Origin of the sequence: Actinomadura sp. NTSP31 (assembly GCF_041951385.1) — a bacterium.
GTDB classification, from domain to species: domain Bacteria; phylum Actinomycetota; class Actinomycetes; order Streptosporangiales; family Streptosporangiaceae; genus Spirillospora; species Spirillospora napierensis.
The window spans coordinates 64,202-83,263 of the sequence record NZ_JBGNUT010000010.1; the positions used below are offsets into that span (position 1 = coordinate 64,202).

General features: G+C 71.6%; 15 protein-coding genes. 10 read left to right on the forward strand and 5 right to left on the reverse strand.

From position 1 onward, the window contains the following. The first annotated feature begins 167 nt into the window (after positions 1 to 167). On the forward strand, positions 168 to 1,070 hold the full coding sequence (locus tag ACA514_RS18660; RefSeq protein WP_375042432.1) for a helix-turn-helix domain-containing protein: 903 nt from the start codon (positions 168 to 170) through the stop codon (positions 1,068 to 1,070). 97 nt (positions 1,071 to 1,167) lie between these two features. Here the strand turns inward: ACA514_RS18660 and ACA514_RS18665 are convergent, their stop codons facing one another. From ACA514_RS18665 to ACA514_RS18675, 3 genes are read right to left on the reverse strand one after another with little or no spacing between them, the layout of a single operon-like run. Continuing rightward, positions 1,168 to 2,880 (reverse strand): class I adenylate-forming enzyme family protein, encoded by a 1,713-nt coding sequence (locus ACA514_RS18665; RefSeq protein WP_375042433.1) that lies wholly within the window; start codon positions 2,878 to 2,880, stop codon positions 1,168 to 1,170. Between the two features lie 20 nt (positions 2,881 to 2,900). Continuing rightward, on the reverse strand, positions 2,901 to 4,088 hold the full coding sequence (locus tag ACA514_RS18670) for a MaoC family dehydratase N-terminal domain-containing protein (protein WP_375042434.1): 1,188 nt from the start codon (positions 4,086 to 4,088) through the stop codon (positions 2,901 to 2,903). A gap of 50 nt (positions 4,089 to 4,138) precedes the next feature. Further along, positions 4,139 to 5,122 (reverse strand): MDR family oxidoreductase, encoded by a 984-nt coding sequence (locus tag ACA514_RS18675; protein ID WP_375042435.1) that lies wholly within the window; start codon positions 5,120 to 5,122, stop codon positions 4,139 to 4,141. Between the two features lie 236 nt (positions 5,123 to 5,358). Here ACA514_RS18675 and ACA514_RS18680 point away from each other — a divergent pair, with 236 nt between their 5' ends. The 9 genes from ACA514_RS18680 (at position 5,359) to ACA514_RS18720 (ending at position 16,830) form a co-directional block, all read left to right on the forward strand. Beyond that, the gene (locus tag ACA514_RS18680; protein WP_375042436.1) at positions 5,359 to 6,975 is read left to right on the forward strand and encodes an SMP-30/gluconolactonase/LRE family protein; all 1,617 of its coding nucleotides are present in this window, start codon (positions 5,359 to 5,361) and stop codon (positions 6,973 to 6,975) included. 8 nt (positions 6,976 to 6,983) lie between these two features. Next, positions 6,984 to 7,829: an SDR family NAD(P)-dependent oxidoreductase gene (locus tag ACA514_RS18685; protein WP_375042437.1), complete on the forward strand. Its 846-nt coding sequence runs from the start codon at positions 6,984 to 6,986 to the stop codon at positions 7,827 to 7,829. 121 nt (positions 7,830 to 7,950) lie between these two features. After that, a complete protein-coding gene (locus tag ACA514_RS18690; RefSeq protein WP_375042438.1) occupies positions 7,951 to 9,327 on the forward strand; it encodes an aromatic ring-hydroxylating dioxygenase subunit alpha in 1,377 nt (458 codons plus the stop codon). 70 nt (positions 9,328 to 9,397) lie between these two features. Further along, positions 9,398 to 11,224: a flavin-containing monooxygenase gene (locus ACA514_RS18695; protein WP_375042439.1), complete on the forward strand. Its 1,827-nt coding sequence runs from the start codon at positions 9,398 to 9,400 to the stop codon at positions 11,222 to 11,224. After that, on the forward strand, positions 11,217 to 12,143 hold the full coding sequence (locus tag ACA514_RS18700) for an SDR family NAD(P)-dependent oxidoreductase (protein WP_375042440.1): 927 nt from the start codon (positions 11,217 to 11,219) through the stop codon (positions 12,141 to 12,143). Before ACA514_RS18695 ends, ACA514_RS18700 begins: the two co-directional genes overlap by 8 nt. Continuing rightward, positions 12,133 to 13,839, forward strand: coding sequence for a thiamine pyrophosphate-binding protein (locus tag ACA514_RS18705; RefSeq protein ID WP_375042441.1), 1,707 nt, complete (start codon positions 12,133 to 12,135; stop codon positions 13,837 to 13,839). The genes ACA514_RS18700 and ACA514_RS18705 overlap by 11 nt, the downstream gene beginning before the upstream one ends. Positions 13,840 to 13,879: 40 nt before the next feature. Then, complete coding sequence (locus ACA514_RS18710) at positions 13,880 to 15,316, forward strand: aldehyde dehydrogenase family protein (RefSeq protein WP_375042442.1); 1,437 nt, start codon at positions 13,880 to 13,882, stop codon at positions 15,314 to 15,316. 94 nt (positions 15,317 to 15,410) lie between these two features. Continuing rightward, positions 15,411 to 16,292 (forward strand): SDR family NAD(P)-dependent oxidoreductase, encoded by an 882-nt coding sequence (locus ACA514_RS18715; protein WP_375042443.1) that lies wholly within the window; start codon positions 15,411 to 15,413, stop codon positions 16,290 to 16,292. After that, positions 16,282 to 16,830, forward strand: a complete 549-nt coding sequence (locus ACA514_RS18720) for a nuclear transport factor 2 family protein (RefSeq protein WP_375042444.1) — start codon at positions 16,282 to 16,284, stop codon at positions 16,828 to 16,830. The genes ACA514_RS18715 and ACA514_RS18720 overlap by 11 nt, the downstream gene beginning before the upstream one ends. Before the next feature lie 58 nt (positions 16,831 to 16,888). On the opposite strand, the gene ACA514_RS18725 is transcribed toward ACA514_RS18720, so the two are convergent. Together ACA514_RS18725 and ACA514_RS18730 are read right to left on the reverse strand one after the other, a co-directional pair. Further along, entirely contained in the window at positions 16,889 to 18,160 is a 1,272-nt protein-coding gene (locus ACA514_RS18725; protein WP_375042445.1) for an acetyl-CoA hydrolase/transferase family protein, read from the reverse strand. Next, complete coding sequence (locus ACA514_RS18730) at positions 18,157 to 19,062, reverse strand: HpcH/HpaI aldolase/citrate lyase family protein (protein ID WP_375042446.1); 906 nt, start codon at positions 19,060 to 19,062, stop codon at positions 18,157 to 18,159. The genes ACA514_RS18725 and ACA514_RS18730 overlap by 4 nt, the downstream gene beginning before the upstream one ends.

The window sequence follows — 19,062 nt, forward strand, 5'->3', positions numbered from 1 at the left end:
TCCTCGATGCGCCATCTCGGACATCAGTCGATCGATCGGTCGATCGTACTGCCCTGCCGCCGACCGTACAGATCGATCGATCGATCGGTCAATACCCGGATCGAAAGCGGTATCCGGGTAACGGCAGGGCCACCCTCACCGACCGCCGTGCCGGGATACTCGATGGCATGGGCGATGGACTCGGAGGCTTCCTGAAGTCGCGGCGGGCGCGCGTGGCACCGGAGAGCGCGGGGTTGCCCGTCGGCACGCGCCGCCGCGTACCGGGGCTGCGGCGCGAGGAACTGGCGCAGCTCGCCGGGATCAGCGTGGAGTACTACCAGCGCCTGGAGCAGGGGCGTTCGCATCGGCCATCGCCGGAGGTGCTCAACGCCCTCGCGCGGGCGCTCTCGCTGGACGACGTCGAACGGGCCCACCTGGAGACCCTCGCCCACCCGCCCCTCGACGGCCCTCCCGGACGGGGCGCCACCGCGGAACCGGCCGGGAACGGGGTGCGGCCCGAAACGGAACGGCTGCTCGCGCTGATGGACCGCGTCCCGGCCATGGTCATCAACGACCGCTTCGACGTGCTGGCCGCCAACCCGCTCGCCGTCCGCCTCTTCGGCGACGTGCTCGCCGGCCGCCCCGCCGGGGGAGGGCGCAACCTCGCCCGCTACCTCTTCCTCGATTCCGCCGCCCGCGACTTCTACGTCGCCTGGGACGAGATCGCCGCGGTCACGGCGGCTCAGCTGAGGCTCGTGTCCGCGCGCCATCCCGGTGACCGCGACCTGGCCGGCCTGATCGGCGAGCTCCGCGAGGGCGGCGCGGAGTTCGAGGGGCTCTGGGCGGCCGGTGACGTGGAGCTGCGGACGTCCGGGGTGAAGGACCTCCGCCACCCGGCGCTCGGCGTCATCACGGTCAACTACGAGAACTTCGAGATGCCGGGCGATCCGCGCTGCCGCATGGTCACGCTGGCCCCGGTTCCGGACGGCGCGAGCGAGATCGCGCTCCAGTTGCTGTCCACCTGGGCGGCCGGGCCGGCGGCGACGGCGTCCCCCGGCGGGGAGCAGGTCATTGCGCCTGAAGCCAGGTGAGGACGGCCAGGACCCGCCGGTTGTCGTCGGGCGCGGGCTCCAGTCCCGGCTTGGCGAACGGCGGCGATGAGGGCGGCAGTTGAGGAAGGCTCTCCGGTCAATCTCCTACTCGTTCTGCGGCCAGGGCGCGGAGGTCGCTGGACTTGATCTTGGCGCTGCCGGTGAGGGCTATTTCGTCCTGGTGGAAGAAGAGGACGTGGCGCGGGACCTTGTAGCTCGCGAGCCGCTCCCGGAGAAAGGCGCGGATCTCCTGGGCCTTCAGGGCGGTGCCGTCATGGGGCACGACGCAGGTGACCACGACCTCGCCGAGCGTGTCGTGCGGTACGCCCACGGTCTGCGCCAGCTTGACGCCGGGATGGGTGGACGCGGCCTCGTCCACCTCGCGCGGTGAGACGTTCGCGCCGCCGGTCTTGATGATGTCGGTGAGCCGGCCCTCCCAGAAGAGGCGGTCGGTGCCGTCCAGGTAGCCGCCGTCGCCGGTGTGGAAGAAGCCCTCCGCGTCGAGGGTCTCGTCCAGCGGGGTGCCGAGGTAGCCGAGCATGAGGGTGGGGCCCTTGACGCAGATCTCGCCGCGCTCGCCGCGCGGCACGACGGTGCCGGTGAGCGGATCGACGACCTTCAGTGTCACGCCGGGCAGCGGCTTGCCGCTGCTGCCGGCGTGCACCTCCGGTGGGGTGTCGGCCTGGTAGCCGGTGCTGATGGTGAAGGTCTCGGTGTTGCCGTAGGCATGGCCGGGTTCGTGCCACTCGGGGGCGGTGACGGTGGGGTGCCGTGCGATCGGGGTGGCCGCGTCCGCGAAACGCATGCCGCTCAGGTCCACGTCGGCCCAGTTGGGGGCCGCTTCCAGCTGCGCCCATTGGTGGGGCCAGGCGAACGGGAAGTTCACCCGCTCCGCCGCCATGAGCTCCAGGGCTTCGGCGGCGGAGAAGGTGGGCTGCAGGACGAGCGCGCCGCCGGCGGCGAGGGTCGTGCCCAGCGCCATGGCGAAGTTGCCGGACCAGAAGAAGCCGTTGGCCGTCCAGCCGCGGACGTCGTCCTCCGGCTCGAACCGGTACATGCGCCGGAAGCGCCACATTTGGATGCAGACGCCGCGGTGCGCGCTCAGAATGCCCTTCGGCTTGCTCGTGGAGCCCGACGAGAAGAACAGCACCGCGGTGTCGCTGGGACGTGTCGCTCTGAACCCGGCCTCCACGGATTCGCGCGGCTCCCGCAGGCCGCGGGCCAGGAACGCGTCCCAGGTGTCGATCGTCTCGTCCGGCGCGGCGTCGCCGACCATGGCCAGGTGGCGCAGGTACGGATAGCGCGTCGACCGCAGAGTGCCCGGCTCCGCTTTGCCGATCTCCGGTTCGAGTTCGGTGAGGACGGCGGCGAAGTCCGTCTTCAGCACGGTGCGTTCGAAGAGCAGCACCGAGACGCACGAGACCCGGAGCAGGTGATCGAGTTCGGGAGGCGTGGAGAAGGTGCTGAGCGTGACGGCGACGCCGCCGGCGAGCGATACGCCGAAGACGGCCGCGACCCATTCGGGGCGGTTCGTCATCAGGACGCCGACGCGGCCGTCCTTGCCCAGGCCGCACGCGTGCAGTGCGCGGGCGACCTCCATCGCGCGTTCCCAGAGGTCGGTATAGGTCCAGCGCGTGGCTTCGCCGCCGGGCGCGTGCAGGACGAGCGCCTCGCGCGCGCTGTACCGCTCCGTCACCTCGCGCAGGAAGCCGGGGAGGGTGAGCGGGCCGAGCCCCGGTTCCCCGCTCAGCGGCGGGCCCGCCGCGATCGAGAGGGACCGCGCGGGTTCGGTGTTCGCCGTGGCGTTCATCGCCTGCCTTCCGGGCCGCGCTAGAACGGCAGTTCGAGTTCGGCGGTGCAGCTCACCAGCACCCCGCCGTCCTGGTTGGTGAGGCGCAGCTTCACTTGGACGAGCGGCACGCCCCATTCCGACTCGGTCCTCTTGTCGACGACCTCGGCGTCGAAATACGTGACGTCGCCTTCGAACGCGGGCCCGCGGAAATCCGCCTTGGAATGGCGGACCATGCCGTCATTGCCGGCCCAGTAGGCGAGGTAGTCGGTGCACCACGCGCCCATCGTGGCGCCGTAGCCGTAGGCGCGCGCCATGCCGACCTCGCTCGCGCGGTCGGCGTCGATGTGGCCGCGGGACGGGCCCAGGTACAGGCCGTCCCGCTTGCGCGGGTCGATCCTGGCGTCCTCCTCGTCGAAGCGGAAGTCCTCGCTCCAGCCCGGGTCCTGGTTGACCCAGGGGTCCTCGACGCCGGGGGGCGCGACCCATTGGAAGGTGCCCCAGATGTTGAAGAGGAAGGCCCGGTACTCGGTGGTGAAGGACGCGATGCTGTGCGGGCCGATGACGCGGCGCGGCAGCCGGTCGCCGACCTCGACCTCCTCGAAACGCGGTGAGACGCCCATCCGGTTCGATTCGAGCCAGGCTCGGCGCACCTTCTCGATCTGGGCGAGCTCGTCGGCCGTCCACCGCCTGATCTCGCCGAGCTGGTTCTCGTACATGCCGCGTTTGCGCGCCTCCTCGTAGAGGTAGCGGATCGCGGTCGACCGTTCGCGCGCCACGAGGGTGCCGTCCTGGTTGGTGTGGACGGTGTCTCCCCGCGAGAACATCGTGGGCCCGGCGAACGTCGTCTCGGTCACCCTGTAGTCGTGGAAGCGCCGCTCCTGGAACAGCTTGTCGCCGGGGCGGACCCGGCAGCCGTAGAACCACCACTCCTCGCCGCCGAAGATGAGGTGGCTGTCCGGGATGCGGCCCACGCACGCCGGCGCCGCGCCGTGCCCGTAGTCCAGGGCCACCGCGATGGACTGCGGTGCGACGATGCCGCCGAACGCGGACGCGCGGGCGAACTCCTCGTCCCAGTGCAGGGGGTTGGGGTAGTCCATCGCCATCACCCAGCGGCGGATGTCGGAGGAACTGCACGGGTCCCACAGCTGGCCCCCGCCCACCGGCAGGCCTACGCGGTGGTCGACGTCGGACAGGTCGAGTGCCGGCTTGCTGGACTCTGTGCTCACTGGTGCTCCCGAGGGGGTAGGCCGGGGTCGGTGGGGCGGGGACGGCGGCGTCAGCGGTTGACGTCCACGACGAGGCGGCCGCGGACCCGGCCTTCGAGGAGCCGGTCGGACGCGGTGATCGCGTCCGCCAGCGCGATCTCTTGCGCGATCGCGTCGATCGCGCCCGGGTCCAGGTCACGGGAGAGGCGCTCCCAGGCGGCCGTGCGCGGCGCGGCCGGCGCCATGACGCTGTCGATGCCGATGAGCGACACGCCGCGCAGGATGAACGGTGCGACGGTGGCGGGGAAGTCCATGCCCTGGGCCAGGCCGCACGCGACGACCGTGCCGCCGTAACGGGTCTGCGCGCACGCGTTCGCCAGCGTGCGGCTGCCGACGGAGTCGATGACGCCGGCCCAGCGCTCCTTCTGCAGCGGCTTGCCGGCTTCGGCCAGTTCGGCGCGGTCCAGAACGCCCGTGGCGCCGAGCCGCTGGAGGTAGTCGCTTTCCGACGGTGTTCCGGTCGCGGCGGCGACGCCGAAGCCGGCCTTGCTCAGCAGGGCGATCGCGACGCTGCCGACGCCGCCGGTCGCTCCGGTGACGAGGATCTCGCCCTGGTCGGGACGCACACCATGGTCCAGGAGGGCGTTCACGCACAGGCCCGCCGTGTAGCCCGCCGTGCCGATGGCCATGGCCTGCCGGGGCGTGAGGTTCGCGGGCAGCGGGACGAGCCAGTCCCCGTTGAGGCGGGCGCGCTGGGCCAGGCCGCCCCAATGGCTCTCGCCCACGCCCCAGCCGTTCAGGACCACGGGGTCGCCCGCCTTCCAGGCGCCGTGGGCGCTCTCGGTGACGACCCCCGCCAGGTCGATGCCGGGGACCATCGGGAACCTGCGCACCACGGGCGACCGGCCGGTGATCGCCAGGGCGTCCTTGTAGTTCAGCGTCGAGTAGGCGACCTCGACGGTGACGTCGCCGTCGGGTAGTTCGGCCTCGTCCAGGGTGGTGAGCGCGGCCGTCCGCCCCGCATCGCCCTGCTCGATGAGAATCGCCGAGAACACTGGTGACCCGCCCTTCCTCGTCCTGCCGGCTCCGAGGGCGCCGCAGCGAAAATGGCCGCGCCTGCCACGGACCGGCCCGGCCCGCATCGTAGGCATCACCTCGTCATCATTACAAGGATTGCAAGACTATTGCGTTCACCCTTCTTCGTCGTTAGATTCGCCACACACGAGAGTCCGGTTCTCGTACTGCGATAAGGCGTGATCCTCGCGTCGCGGCTGCTGGAGGTCGGGTCAGCATGGTGGGTTCAGAGGCGCGGTACACCGGCGCGGCCCCGGTCGGCCTCGCCGAGGGGTGGAGCCTGGACAGGCTCACGCCGCCGAGCCGCCTGTTCGGCGCCAACGGCCTGCGCACCGGCCCGGACGGCCGCGTGTACGTGGCGCAGGTGGCCGGCAGCCAGATCAGCGCGCTCGACGTCGACACCGGCGAGCTGGAGACCGTCAGCGCCCAGGGCGGCGACGTCGTCGCGCCCGACGACGTCGACTTCGGCCCGCTGGGCGACCTCTACATCACCGAGTACTACGACGGGCGCGTGAGCGCACGGGGCGCGGACGGGACCACGCGGGTCGTGCGCGACGACCTGCCGGGCGCGAACGGCATCACCTTCCACCAGGGCCGGCTGTTCGTGAACGAGTGCCGGATCGGCGGGCGCCTGATGGAGCTCGACCTGGACGGCGGCGCGCCGCGGGTGCTGCTGGAGAACCTGCCCATGCCCAACGCCATGGAGGTCGGGCCGGACGGCAAGCTGTACTACCCGACGCTCGGCGGCAACGACATCTGGCGGATCGACCCGGACGGCGGCGAACCCGAGCGTGTGGCCGGAGACCTGGGCGTTCCGGACGCGGTGAAGTTCGACTCCCAGGGACGCATCGTGTCCACGCAGGTGGGCAGCGGGGAGGTCCTGCGGATCGATCCCCGCAGCGGCGAGCGCACCGTCCTGGCCACCATCGCACCCGGCCTGGACAACCTGACCTTCGTGGGGGACCGCCTGTTCGTCTCCGGCTTCACCGGGCAGATCACCGAGATCCTCGGCGGCGGCCGGACCCGGGCGGTGCTGCCGGAGGGGCTGACCTGGCCGCTGGACCTCACCGTCGATGACGACGGCGTCCTGTACGTCGCCGACGGAACCTACTTCCACCGGTACTCGCCCGGCAGCGGCCTGCAGATGCTGGGAATGCTCTTCAGCCCTGGCTGGCCGGGCTACATCCGCGGGGCGACCGCCGTCGGAGACGGCGCGTTCGTCGTCACCACCTCCAACGGCCAGATCGCGCGGTGGACGCCCGGCAGCGGCGAGAACCAAGTGCTGGCAGGGGAGACCGAGCCGTTCGACCGGCTCTACGGCGTGGCGGTCGCGCCCGGCGGCGACGTGGTGGCCGCCGAACTGGGCACCGGCCGCGTGGTGTCGGTGCGGGGCGGCGAGGTGACGACCCTGGCCGCGGGGCTGGACCGGCCCATGGGCGTGGCGTTCGGCGCCGACGGCACCTGCCTGGTCTCCGAGTCCGGCGCCGGGCGGGTGGTCTCGGCCGCCGGCTCCAATGTGGAGACCGTGGTGGACGGGCTGGACACGCCGCAGGGCATCGTGGTCCGCGGCGGGACCCTCTTCGTCCTCGACGCGGGCGCGAAGACGCTGATCGGCGTCGACCTTCGCAGCAGATCCCGGACCACGATCGCGCGCGATCTGCCGGTCGGCCCGCCGCCGGGGGTCGATCCGAAGCCGCTGAAGGGCCTGCCGCCGTTCAGCGGGCCCCAGGGCCTGTTCGCGGGCCTCACCGCCGGGCCGGACGGCACCCTCTACGTCTCCGCCGATGCCGACGGCAGCGTCCTGGCACTGCGCAAGCTCGACAGGGAAGGGTGAGCCCCGCCATGCAGCACGATCTCCTCGGGTTGGACGGACGCGTCGTCATCGTCGCCGGCGCGGGCGGCGGCGGCATCGGCACCGCGGTGGCGGCCGCGGTGGCCCGCGCCGGGGCGACCGTGATCGCGGTGAGCAGGCGGCAGGAGAACCTCGACGAGCACGTCGGGCCCCTTCTGGCGGACGGGCTGCCCGTCGTGCCGGTCGCGGCCGACGTGTCCGCCGACGACGGCGTCGCGGCCGTGATGGAGCATGCCGCGAAGGCCGGCGGCGACCTGCACGGGCTGGTCAACATCGCCGGCGGCGCCGCGCCCGCGACCTGGATGCCGGCGACGCGCGTCACCAGGGACGACTGGCGGGCCCTGTTCCACCAGAACCTGGAGACGATGTTCTTCATGAGCCAGGCGGTCGCCGCCGAGCTGAAGGGGCGGGGCCGTCCGGGCTCGATCGTGTCGCTGTCGTCGATCAGCGGCATGAACACCGCGCCGTTCCACATCGCCTACGGCACGGCCAAGGCCGCGCTGGTGGCGGCGACCCGCACGATGGCCGCCGAACTCGCCCTGGACGGCATCCGGGTGAACGCCGTCGCGCCCGGCGTGACCGAGACCCCGGCCTCGGGCACCTACGTCGACCGGGACGAGGAACGCGACCGCCGCGCCATCGCCATGGGGCGCCGCGGCCGTCCGGAGGAGCAGGCGGGGGCGATCCTGTTCCTGCTGTCGGACCTGTCGTCCTACATCACGGGGCAGACGCTCCTGGTCGACGGCGGCCTCAACCTCAAGTGGACCCATCTGGGCGCCGACAACACGTCCCTGTTCCTCAAGGACGAAGGCTTCCGCGCCGCCATCACGCATTAGACGCCATCACGCATTAGACGCCATCACGCACTAGCCGCCATCACACGCCGACCGCACGCCGTTCGCCTCGGCCACCTGCCCGATCTCCCCGACGCACACCCGACGCGGGTTGGAGAAAGTCATGAGCGAGACCCTCGACAACGTCCCGGCAACCGCCCCGGCCGAGCCCCTGTCGGAGCCGATGACGATCGGCGTGGAGGCGTACATCTCCGAGGAGTACGCCCGCGCCGAGGGGGACCGGCTGTGGAGCAGGGTGTGGCAGCAGGTCGCCCGGGTCGAGGAGCTGCCCGAGGTCGGCGACTGGCTCACCTACGACATCGTCGACGACTCGATCATCGTGGTGCGCACCGCCCGGGACCGGTTCCGCGCCTACCACAACGTCTGCTCGCACCGCGGCCGGCGGCTCGTCGACACCCCGCCCGGCGCGCACGACGCCCGCGGCCACGGCCGCCAGTTCGTCTGCGGCTTCCACGGCTGGCGGTACAGCGTGGACGGCGACTGCACCCACGTCCCCGAGCGCGAGGACTGGCCGTGCGGGCTGACCGACGAGCGGATCGCCCTGAAGCAGGTCGAGGTCGACACCTGGGGCGGCTGGATCTGGATCAACATGGATCCGGACTGCGAGCCCCTGGGCGACTACCTCGAACCCGCGGCGTCCCTGCTCGACCCCTTCCACCTGGAGAACATGCGCTACCGGTGGCGGCGCTGGCTGGTCTTCGACTGCAACTGGAAGGTCGCCTTCGAGGCGTTCATGGAGACCTACCACGTCCCCTACACCCACCCCGAGTTCATGCGGTTCGGCGGGTTCCTCGGCTGGGCGAGGTCGCACGGCCGGCACAGCAACATCGGCTACGACGCCCCCAAGAACATGGACGAGAACCAGGCCAAGCTGCGGCTCGGCACCGGCGACGACCCCCGCGTGTCGACGGCCGAGCTGCAGAACTTCACCTGGGAGAACGCCAACACCAACACCACCTGGACGCTGGTCGAGGCGGCGCAGGAGCTGGTGAAGGACCTGCCCGCGGACACCCCGGCGCACGAGGTGCTCGGGCACTGGCTGGCCACCGCCCGCAGGAGGGACGCCGAGCGCGGCGTGGTCTGGCCGACCGTCCCGCCGGAGATCACCGCCCGGTCCGGGACCGCGTGGCAGATCTTCCCCAACTTCCAGATCGGGCACGCGCCCAACAACATGCTCTGCTACCGGTTCCGGCCGTACGGGCACGACCCCGGCAAGTGCGTCTTCGAGGCGGCGGTCTACGAGCTGTTCCCGCCCGGCGAGGAGCCGGAGACCGAGTGGATCCACACGCCGCAGGACGACCCCGGCTGGCGCACCGTCCTGCCGCAGGACTTCTCCAACATGGCGGCCGTCCAGCAGGGCATGAAGTCGCGCGGCTTCTCCGGGCCCAAGCCCAATCCCTACCGCGAACGCAGCGTGGTGAACCTCCACCACAACCTGGCCGAGTACATGGGCACCGGCGCACCGCGCGGCCTCGCCTGAACCACGGTCCCCCCATCGACGCGACGGCGGACGACCCGGAGTCACCGCCCCCGAACCGAGGAATCCTTGGATGCAGCAAGAGTGCGCGCCGACGCAGACTCCTGAAGTCGACCGCGACGCCCTGAGAGAGAAGTACCTGTACGAGCGCGACAAGCGCCTGCACCCCGAGGGGCGCGGCCAGTACCTGGTGACCGAGGGCGAGTTCGCGGAGTTCTACGAGTCCGACCCGTACCTGCCGGTCCAGCCCAGGGAGCCGATGTCCGAGGACATCGACGTGGTGGTCCTCGGCGGCGGCTTCTCGGGCCTCGTCGCCGCGGCCGAGATCAAGCGGGCCGGCATCACCGACCTGCGGGTCGTCGAATGGGCCGGCGACTTCGGCGGCGCCTGGTACTGGAACCGCTACCCGGGCATCCAGTGCGACACCGACAGCTACTGCTACCTGCCGCTGCTCGAAGAAGTCGGCTACATGCCCAAGCAGAAGTACGCCTTCGGTAGCGAGGTCTACGAGCACTGCCAGCGCATCGGCAAGCATTTCGGCCTCTACGACAACGCGCTTTTCCACACCCTCGTCAAGTCGCTGGAGTGGGACGAGGCGAGCAAGCGCTGGCGGATCGGCACCAACCGCGGCGACGACCTCAGGGCCCGCTTCGTCGTCATGTGCCAGGGGCCGTTCAACCGGCCGAAGCTCCCCGGGATCCCCGGCATCACCGAGTTCCAGGGGCACACCTTCCACACCGCGCGCTGGGACTACGCGTACACCGGCGGCGACATGAGCGGCGGGCTGCACGGACTCGCCGGCAAGAAGGTCGCCGTCATCGGCACCGGGGCGAGCGGCGTCCAGGTGATCCCGCACATCGCCCGTGCCGCCGAGCACCTGTACGTCTTCCAGCGGACGGCGTCGACCATCGACGAGCGCGGCGACGTGCCGACCGACCCCGCGTGGGTGCGGACGCTGGGCCCGGGCTGGCAGGAGGAACGGCGCCGCAACTTCCACACCGCGGCGTTCGAGGCGTTCGGCCCGGGCCAGCCGGACCTGGTCTGCGACGGCTGGACGGAGATCAGCCGCAACCTGGCCGCGCACCTGGACCGGACCGGCGGCTGGGCCGCGATGGCCGACCCCGCGAAGTTCATGGAGCTGCGCGAAGTCGTGGACTACCGGGTGATGGAGCGGCTGCGGCAGCGCGTCGACGCCCTCGTCGAGGACGGGGCGACGGCCGAGGCGCTGAAGCCCTACTACCGCTTCCTGTGCAAGCGGCCGTGCTTCAACGACCAGTACCTGCCGACCTTCAACCGCCCCAACGTCACCCTGGTCGACGTGTCGGCCACCAAGGGCGTCGAGCGCATGACCGCCAAGGGCGTCATCGCCCGGGGCGTCGAGCACGAGGTCGACTGCGTCGTCTTCGCCAGCGGCTTCGAGATCACCACCGACCTCGACCGCCGCTTCGGCATCCGGCCGTTCGCCGGCCGCGACGGCGTGTCGCTGTACGACCGGTGGGCCGACGGCTACCGCACCCTGCACGGCATCACCACCCACGGCTTCCCCAACCTGTTCTTCACCGGGTTCCTGCAGGGCGGCGTCACCGCGAGCACGACGGCGATGTTCGAGCAGCAGGCCAGGCACATCGCCTACCTGGTCGGCGAGACGCTCGCGCGCGGCGCCGCGACCGTGGAACCGGCCGCCGACGCGCAGGCCGGCTGGTGCAGGACCGTCAAGGAGACCGCGATCGACAACAGCAACTTCGAGCGGGAATGCACGCCCGGTTACTACAACGGCGAAGGCGAGAAGAGGATCCGGTCGCACCTGGGGGAGCCCTACTGGCCGGGCTTCTACGCGATGGAGGACCTGCTGCGGGCGTGGCGCGACGCGGGCGACATGGAGGGCATGGTCCATGGCTGACCTCCGGTTCGACGGCCGGGCGGCCGTCATCACCGGCGCCGGGCGCGGGCTGGGACGGGCCTACGCCCTGCTGTTCGGCGCGAAGGGTGCCAAGGTCGTCGTCAACGACCCGGGCGGCGCGATGAGCGGGGACGGCACCGACCCCGGCCCCGCGGACGAGGTCGTCCGGGAGATCAAGGCGGCCGGCGGCGAGGCCGTCGCCAGCCACGCGTCCGTCGCGACGGCCGCGGGCGGGCAGGCGGTCGTCGAGGCGGCGCTCGACCACTTCGGCCGGATCGACGTGCTCGTCCACAACGCCGGGAACCACCGTCCGGCGCCGCTGACGGAGATGACGCACGAAGACCTCGACGCCGTCCTGGACGTCCATCTGCGCGGCGCCTTCCACGTCGTCCGGGCCGCGTTCCCCGTCATGCGCGAGGCGGGATACGGGCGCGTCGTGCTGACCTCATCCATCGGCGGCCTGTACGGCAACCAGCAGGTCGCCAACTACGCCATGGCCAAGGCGGGCGTGATCGGGCTGTCCAACGTGGTCGCGCTGGAAGGCGCGGAACACGGCGTGAAATGCAACGTCATCGTCCCCGCCGCGGTGACGCGGATGGCCGGCGGCATCGACACCTCGGCCTACCCGCCGATGGAGCCCGAACTGGCGGCGCCCGCCGTCGGCTGGCTCGCGCACGAGTCCTGCTCGATCACCGGGGAGATGCTGGTGTCGATCGCCGGACGGGTGGCGCGGGCCTTCATCGGCGAGACCCCGGGCGTGTACCGGCCGTCCTGGACGATCGAGCAGGTCGGCGAGCAGATCGCCGCCATCCGCGACACGCGCGACCCCTGGATCCTGCCGGTCGTCCCCTCGGCCCATGTCGACCACATCAGCAGAAGCTTCGCGATGGCCAATGAGGGGAGCCGGCATGGCGGTTAAAGTCTACGAACGCATTCTCGAGCTTTTCGAAGCCGAGGGCATCAACACCATCTTCGGCATTCCCGACCCGAACTTCGTGCACATGTTCCACCTCGCCGAAGAGCGCGGGTGGAACGTCGTCGCCCCGCACCACGAGGAGTCCGCCGGGTTCATGGCGGAGGCGGTGTCGCGGATGACGGGCAAGGCCGCAGTGTGCGTCGGCACGCTCGGGCCGGGCATGGCCAACCTCGCCGGGGCGATCATGTGCGCCAAGGTCGAGAACTCGCCGGTCGTCTTCCTCGGCGGGCAGCGCGCCCGCATCACCGAGCAGCGCGTCCGGCGCGGGCGGATCCAATTCGTCCAGCAGGCCGGCCTGTTCGAGAACTCGGTGAAGTACTCCGCCAGCATCGAGTACGCCGACCAGACCGACGAGATCGTCCGCGAGGGCCTGCGCAGGGCGCTCAGCGGGACGCCCGGCCCCGTCTACATCGAGTACCCGTCGCACGTGATCCAGGAGGAGCTCGACGTTCCGCCGGCGCTGCCGCCCGAGCGGTACCGGCTGGTCGGCCAGACGGCCGGCGCCGACGCGGTCGCCGCGGCGGTCCGGTTGATCGGCGCCGCCGAGCAGCCGATCCTGCTGGTCGGGCACGGCGTCCACACCGCCCGCGCCGCGGAGCCGGTCAAGGCGCTCGCCGACGCGATGGCCTGCCCCGTCGTCCAGACGTCCGGCGGGACGTCCTACATCAGGGGCCTGGAGGACCGCACCTTCCCCTACGGCTTCTCCCCGTCGGCCGTCGACGCCGTCGTGAAGTCGGACCTGTGCCTCGCCATCGGCACCGAGCTCGGCGAGCCCGTCCACTACGGGCGCGGACGGCACTGGCTCGACAACGAGGCGAACCGCAAGTGGATCCTCGTCGAGCAGGACCCGGCCGCGATCGGCGTGAACCGCCCGATCGACGTGCCGCTGGTCGGCGACCTGCGCGCGATCGTCCCGCAACTGGTCGACGCCCTGAAGGACGCGCCGCGCGAGCCGTCGAAGGAGCTGGAGGGCTGGATCGCCGGCGACGCCGCCCGCCTCGCCGAACTGGCGGAGACCGCCCCGGCCGGCATGTCGCCGGTGCACCCGGCGCGGCTGGTCGTCGAGGCGACCAAGGTGTTCCCGGCCGACGGGATCATGGTGCGCGACGGCGGCGCCACGACCATCTTCCAGTGGACGTACTCGCAGGCCAAGCCGCACGACGTGATGTGGAACCAGAACTTCGGCCACCTCGGCACCGGCCTGCCCTACGCGGTCGGCGCCTCGGTCGCCGACGGCGGGAACCGCCCGGTCATGCTGGTCACCGGCGACTCCTCCTTCCTGTTCCAGATCGCGGAACTGGAGACCGCCGCGCGGCTGAGGCTGCCGCTCGTCTGCGTCGTGGCCGTCGACTACGCCTGGGGCCTGGAGGTGGGCGTCTACAAGCGCACCTTCGGGCAGGGCTCGGCGGAGACGGGCGTGCACTGGAGCACCGACACCCGCCTGGACAAGGTCGCCGAGGGCTTCGGCTGCCACGGCGAGTACGTCGAGCGCGACGAGGACATCGCCCCCGCCATCAAGCGCGCCTTCGCCGCGGGGAGGCCCGGGGTCGTCCACGTGGCGGTCGACCCGAAGGCGAACTCCGAGGAAATGCCGAGCTACGCCGAATTCCGCACCTGGTACGCCGAGGGGATGCAGTGATCCGGCGGTCGGGGAAGTCCGAGAAGGAGATGGGCGAGTCATGCGCGAATACCTGAAGTTCTACATCGGCGGCCGGTGGACGGCCCCGGCGGAGTCGCGGACGTTCGACGTGGTGAACCCCGCGACCGAGGAGGTCGCCGGCAGGGTCGCCCTGGGCTCGGCCGCCGACGTCGACAAGGCCGTCGAGGCCGCCCGAAAGGCGTTCCCGAGCTGGTCGGCGAGCACCCGCCAGGACCGGCTCGACCTCCTCCAGAGCATCCTGGACGCCTACCAGAAGCGCGCCGGCGACCTCGCCGCCGCGCTCACCGAGGAGATGGGCGCGCCCGCCTCGCTCGCCGGCGGCTTCCAGGTCCAGCTCGGGATCGGGCACCTGACCACGGCGATCGAGGTGCTGAAGGACTTCGCGTTCGAGGAGAGGCGCGGCGCCTCGCTCATCGTCAAGGAGCCGATCGGCGTCTGCGGGCTCATCACCCCGTGGAACTGGCCGATGAACCAGATCGCCGTGAAGGTGTTCCCCGCGCTGGCGTCCGGCTGCACCACGGTGCTCAAGCCGTCGGAGCGGTCGCCGTTCACCGGGCAGGTCTTCGCCGAGATCCTGGACGCCGCCGGCGTCCCCGCCGGGGTGTTCAACCTCGTCCAGGGCGACGGCCCGAGCGTCGGCGCGCCGCTGTCGGCGCACCCCGGCGTCGACATGATCTCCTTCACCGGCTCCACCCGCGCCGGCATCGAGATCGCGCGGAACGCGGCGGCCGGCGTCAAGCGGGTGACGCAGGAGCTGGGCGGCAAGAGCCCGAACATCGTGCTGGACGACGCGGACTTCGCCGGGAACGTCGCCAAGGGCGTCACCAGCATGATGGGCAACTCCGGGCAGACCTGCAGCGCGCCCTCGCGCATGCTGGTCCCGAACGCGCGCATGGACGAGGCGATCGAGGCCGCCCGCGAGGCCGCGTCGCAGGCGACCGTCGGCGATCCCGCCGACGACGTCGTGCTCGGCCCGGTCGTCGCCGCGGATCAGTTCGACCGGATCCAGGCGCTGATCCAGAAGGGCATCGACGAGGGCGCCACCCTGGTCGCCGGCGGGACCGGCCGTCCCGACGGGCTGGAGAAGGGCTACTACGTCAGGCCGACGGTGTTCGCCAACGTCACCAACGACATGACCATCGCCCGCGAGGAGATCTTCGGGCCGGTCGCGACCATCCTCGGCTACGACGACGTCGACCAGGCCGTCGAGATCGCCAACGACACCGAGTACGGTCTCGCCGGGTTCGTCGCGGGCGCCGACCTCGACGCGGCCCGCGCCGTGGCCCGGCGCCTGCGGGCCGGGTCGGTCGCCATCAACGACGGCTTCGACTTCGGCGCCCCGTTCGGCGGTTACAAGAAGAGCGGCAACGGGCGCGAGTGGGGCGAGTTCGGCTTCCACGACTACCTGGAGATCAAGGGCATCCTCGGCTACGCCCCCGGCGAGGCCGCCCCGTGACGGACACGATCCGCACAGAGCCGCGCGCGCCGTTCACCGCGGGGCACTGTCACGGCCGCGCCGTCGGTGGCCCTGGCGAAGCCTTCTTCGGCCGATGAGTTCGCTGGCGGGAAAGGTCGCCGTGGTGACGGGCGCCAGCCGCGGGATCGGGAAGGGGATCGCGCTGGCGCTCGGGGCGGAGGGAGCGACCGTCTACGTCACCGGGCGCACGGTCACGCCGGGCACCCACCCCCTTCCGGGCACGGTCGGCGAGACCGCCGCCGCGATCGACCGCAGGGGCGGCGAGGGCGTCGCGGTCCAGGTCGACCATGCCGAGGACGACCAGGTGGAGGCGCTGTTCGCGCGCGTGCGGCGGGAGCGCGGACGGCTCGACGTCCTCGTCAACAACGCCTTCTCGATTCCCGCGGACCTGACCGATCCGGCCCCCTTCTGGGAGAAGCCGCTCTCCGACTGGGAGATGGTGGACGTCGGCGTCCGGTCGCACTACGTCGCCGCCTGGCACGCGGCGAGGATCATGACACCGCGGAAATCCGGCCTCATCGTCGCGGTCTCCGGCTACACCGGTGTGGCCTACACCTACGGCGTCATCTTCGGCATGACCAAGTCCGCCGCCGACCGCATGGCGCGCGACATGGCCATCGAACTGCAGCCGCACGGTGTCGCGTCCGTCTCGCTGTGGCAGGGCCTGACGTTCACCGAACGGGCGGAGCGGAACCTCGCCCGGATCGCCGGCCTGAAGGACGGGGCGGCGACACGGCCGGAGAACGGCTGCTCGCCCGAGTTCCCCGGACGGGTGATCGCGGCGCTCGCCGCCGACCCCGCTGTCATGAAGCGGTCGGGCGGCACGTTCATCACCGCCGAACTGGCCCGGGAGTACGGCGTCACCGATGTCGGCGGCGAGGTCGTCCCCTCGCTGCGGGCGGAGCGGGGCGCGCCACTCTGGCGCCCGATCGCGGAGGAACCCCATGGACACTGACCGCGCGGCCCGCCTGGAACTCCTGCTCGACCGGCAGGACATCCTCGACTGCCTGACCCGGTTCAGCCGGGGGATGGACCGCTTCGACCGCGACCTGTTCCTCTCGGCCTTCCACCCCGACGCCGCGATCGCCGCGGGCGACTTCGTCGGCGGCCCCGCGGACCTCTTCGCGTGGGCGTCCCGGCTGCACGGGCAGGGGCAGTCCGCGACCCACCACAACCTGCTCAACCACACCTGCGACATCGACCGGGACACCGCCCACACCGAGACGTACTACCTGTTCGTCGGCCGTAACCGGGACGAGTCCAACTGGGCCGCGGGCGGACGCTACATCGACCGGCTGGAGCGCCGCGACGGGCAATGGAAGATCGCCCTGCGCACCAATGCGGTCGAATGGTCGGGACTGGTGCCGACCCTGCCCATCCCGTTCGCGGACGTGCCCGGCGTACACGCCAACGGCGCCCCGTCGCGCGACCGCCGCGACCCGTCGTACCTGCGTCCGCTGATCAACGTGCGCGAGCCCAACATCCCCGGCTGACGGGGGTGGGTGATCGCGGTGCGGGCGTGAGCGCGCTCCCGGCGTCGTGTCCGGGCCGTCAGAATCCTCGGTGCTGGATGGCGTGCGCCTCGCGCGCCAGGTCCTCCTGGAAGTCCGGATGGGCGATGGCGACGAGGCGGCGGGCGCGCTCGGCGAGGGACCGCCCCTTGAGCTCGGCCGCGCCGAACTCGGTGACGATGACGTCCGCGTCGCTGCGGGGCGTGGTGACCGGGCCCGACAGTGCGGCGGTGATCCTGCTGACCGTGCCGCGCCGGGCCGTGGCGGGCAGCGCGATGATCGCGTGCCCGCCGGGCGAGCGCGCGCCCGCCCGCACGAAGTCCGCCTGCCCGCCGGTGCCGCCCAGATAGGCCGGGCCGCTCTGCTCGGCGTTCACCTGGCCGGTCAGGTCGACCTCCATCGCCGAGTTGAGGGTCACCAGCTTCTCCAGCCGCGCGAGCACCGCCGGGTCATGGGTGTAGTCCGTGGCGCACATGCGGATCCGCGGGTCGCGGTGGGCGAACTCGTAGAGCCGCCGGGTGCCGATCAGGGCGCCGTTGACCGAGACCCCGCGGTCGATGGGCTTGCGCGCGTTGGTGACGACGCCCGCCTCGACGAGGTCGACCAGGCCGTCGCCGAGCATGCCGGAATGGACGCCGAGATCCGTGCGGTCGCCGAGCAGGCGGAGCAGGGCGTCGGGGACGGCGCCGACGCCGGTCTGGATGACCGAGCCGTCCTCGATGTAGGCGGCGGCGTGCTCGGCGATGGCCTGGTCCGTTTCGCCGATCTTCGCCGGAGGGACCTCGACCGGGGGACGCGAGACGTGCACGGCGCAGTCGATCCGTGCCGCGGGGAGCGCTTCACCATGGGTGAAGGGCACCTGCTCGTTCACCTCAGCGATGACGACGCGTGCCTTGCGGACGGCGGCCAGGACGTGGTCGCTGATGAGGCCGAGGCTGTGGACTCCGCTCGCATCGGCCGGGCTGACCTGGACGAACGCGACGTCGCACGGGATGAGCCCCGCCTCGATCATCGGGCCGACCTGGCCGACATGGCAGGGGATCACGCCGAGCCGGTGCTCCTTGGTCAGCGCGCGCAGCGCGCCGATCGCCCCCATGCTGGACACGGCGAGACCGTCCACCGCGTCCGGGGTGAAGAGGCCGGAGAAGCTCGTGGCGATGAAGACCGACAGCCCGCCGATGTCGCGGCCCTGCGCGATCAGCGCCTCGACCAGAGCGGTCGGCTCGCCGCACGCCTGTCCCATGACGATGTGGTCGCCGGGACGCAGGAACCGGCTCAGGTCCAGGCCCGCGGCATCGGTGCCGGCCGTCATGCGCGTCCGGCCGAGGCCAGCAGGGCCCGCGCGCGGGCGAGATGCGGGCGGTCGAGCATGGCGCCCCGGTGGCCGAGGGCGCCCGCGCCCGGGTGGGCGGCGAACAGGTCGACGATCTCCTGCGCGGCGGCCAGCTCGTCCTCGGTGGGGGTGAAGGCCGCGTTGATCACGTCGACCTGGGCGGGGTGGATGGCGAGCATGCCGCGGTAGCCGTCGCGGCGCACCTTCTCGGCCCGCTTGCGCAGCCCCTCCGGATCGCGGAAGTCGCCGTGGATGGTGTCGACGGGCGCCACTCCGGCGGCGGACGCACCGAGGAGGCACAGGCTCCGGGCCAGTTCGTAGGTGAAGCCGTACTCGCCGTCGGGGGTGCGGTTGGCGCCGGCGCCCACGGCGTCGGCGAGGTCTTCGGCGCCCCAGGTCATGGCGGCCAGCCGCGGAGCCCCCTTGTAGGTGCCGGTGGTGAACATCGCCTCGGCCGTTTCCGTCACCAGGGCGATGACCTTGGTGGAACCCTGCTCGATGCCCGCGGAGACCTCCAGCGCGGAGAGGTAGTGGTCGAGCCGCTCGACGTCCTGGCGGCCGCGTGACTTGGGGAGCATGACGCCACCGGGACGGGCGGGCATCACCGCGGCCAGGTCTGCCAGTGCGTGGGGGCCGTCCAGCGGGTTGATCCGCACCCACAGCCGTTCCTTGCCCTCCTCGAGGCGGCTTCGCAGGAATTCGGCGACCATCGTCCGGGCCGCGGGCTTGCGCTCCTCGGTCACCGCGTCCTCCAGGTCGAGGAGGACGATGTCCGCGGGGGAGGCCGCGGCCTTTTCCGTCTTTCTTTCGCTGTCGCCCGGGGCGAACAGCCAGGAGCGTGCGCTGAAGGCTTCTGCGGTGCCGGTCATTTCGGTTCTCAT

Coding starts and splice junctions, on each gene's coding strand:
- ACA514_RS18660 (WP_375042432.1), top strand. CDS start 168: ATGGGCGATGGACTCGGAGGCTTCCTGAAGTCGCGGCGGGCGCGCGTG.
- ACA514_RS18665 (WP_375042433.1), bottom strand. CDS start 2,880: ATGAACGCCACGGCGAACACCGAACCCGCGCGGTCCCTCTCGATCGCG.
- ACA514_RS18680 (WP_375042436.1), top strand. CDS start 5,359: ATGGTGGGTTCAGAGGCGCGGTACACCGGCGCGGCCCCGGTCGGCCTC.
- ACA514_RS18685 (WP_375042437.1), top strand. CDS start 6,984: ATGCAGCACGATCTCCTCGGGTTGGACGGACGCGTCGTCATCGTCGCC.
- ACA514_RS18690 (WP_375042438.1), top strand. CDS start 7,951: ATGAGCGAGACCCTCGACAACGTCCCGGCAACCGCCCCGGCCGAGCCC.
- ACA514_RS18695 (WP_375042439.1), top strand. CDS start 9,398: ATGCAGCAAGAGTGCGCGCCGACGCAGACTCCTGAAGTCGACCGCGAC.
- ACA514_RS18700 (WP_375042440.1), top strand. CDS start 11,217: ATGGCTGACCTCCGGTTCGACGGCCGGGCGGCCGTCATCACCGGCGCC.
- ACA514_RS18705 (WP_375042441.1), top strand. CDS start 12,133: ATGGCGGTTAAAGTCTACGAACGCATTCTCGAGCTTTTCGAAGCCGAG.
- ACA514_RS18710 (WP_375042442.1), top strand. CDS start 13,880: ATGCGCGAATACCTGAAGTTCTACATCGGCGGCCGGTGGACGGCCCCG.
- ACA514_RS18715 (WP_375042443.1), top strand. CDS start 15,411: ATGAGTTCGCTGGCGGGAAAGGTCGCCGTGGTGACGGGCGCCAGCCGC.
- ACA514_RS18720 (WP_375042444.1), top strand. CDS start 16,282: ATGGACACTGACCGCGCGGCCCGCCTGGAACTCCTGCTCGACCGGCAG.
- ACA514_RS18725 (WP_375042445.1), bottom strand. CDS start 18,160: ATGACGGCCGGCACCGATGCCGCGGGCCTGGACCTGAGCCGGTTCCTG.
- ACA514_RS18730 (WP_375042446.1), bottom strand. CDS start 19,062: ATGAGAACCGAAATGACCGGCACCGCAGAAGCCTTCAGCGCACGCTCC.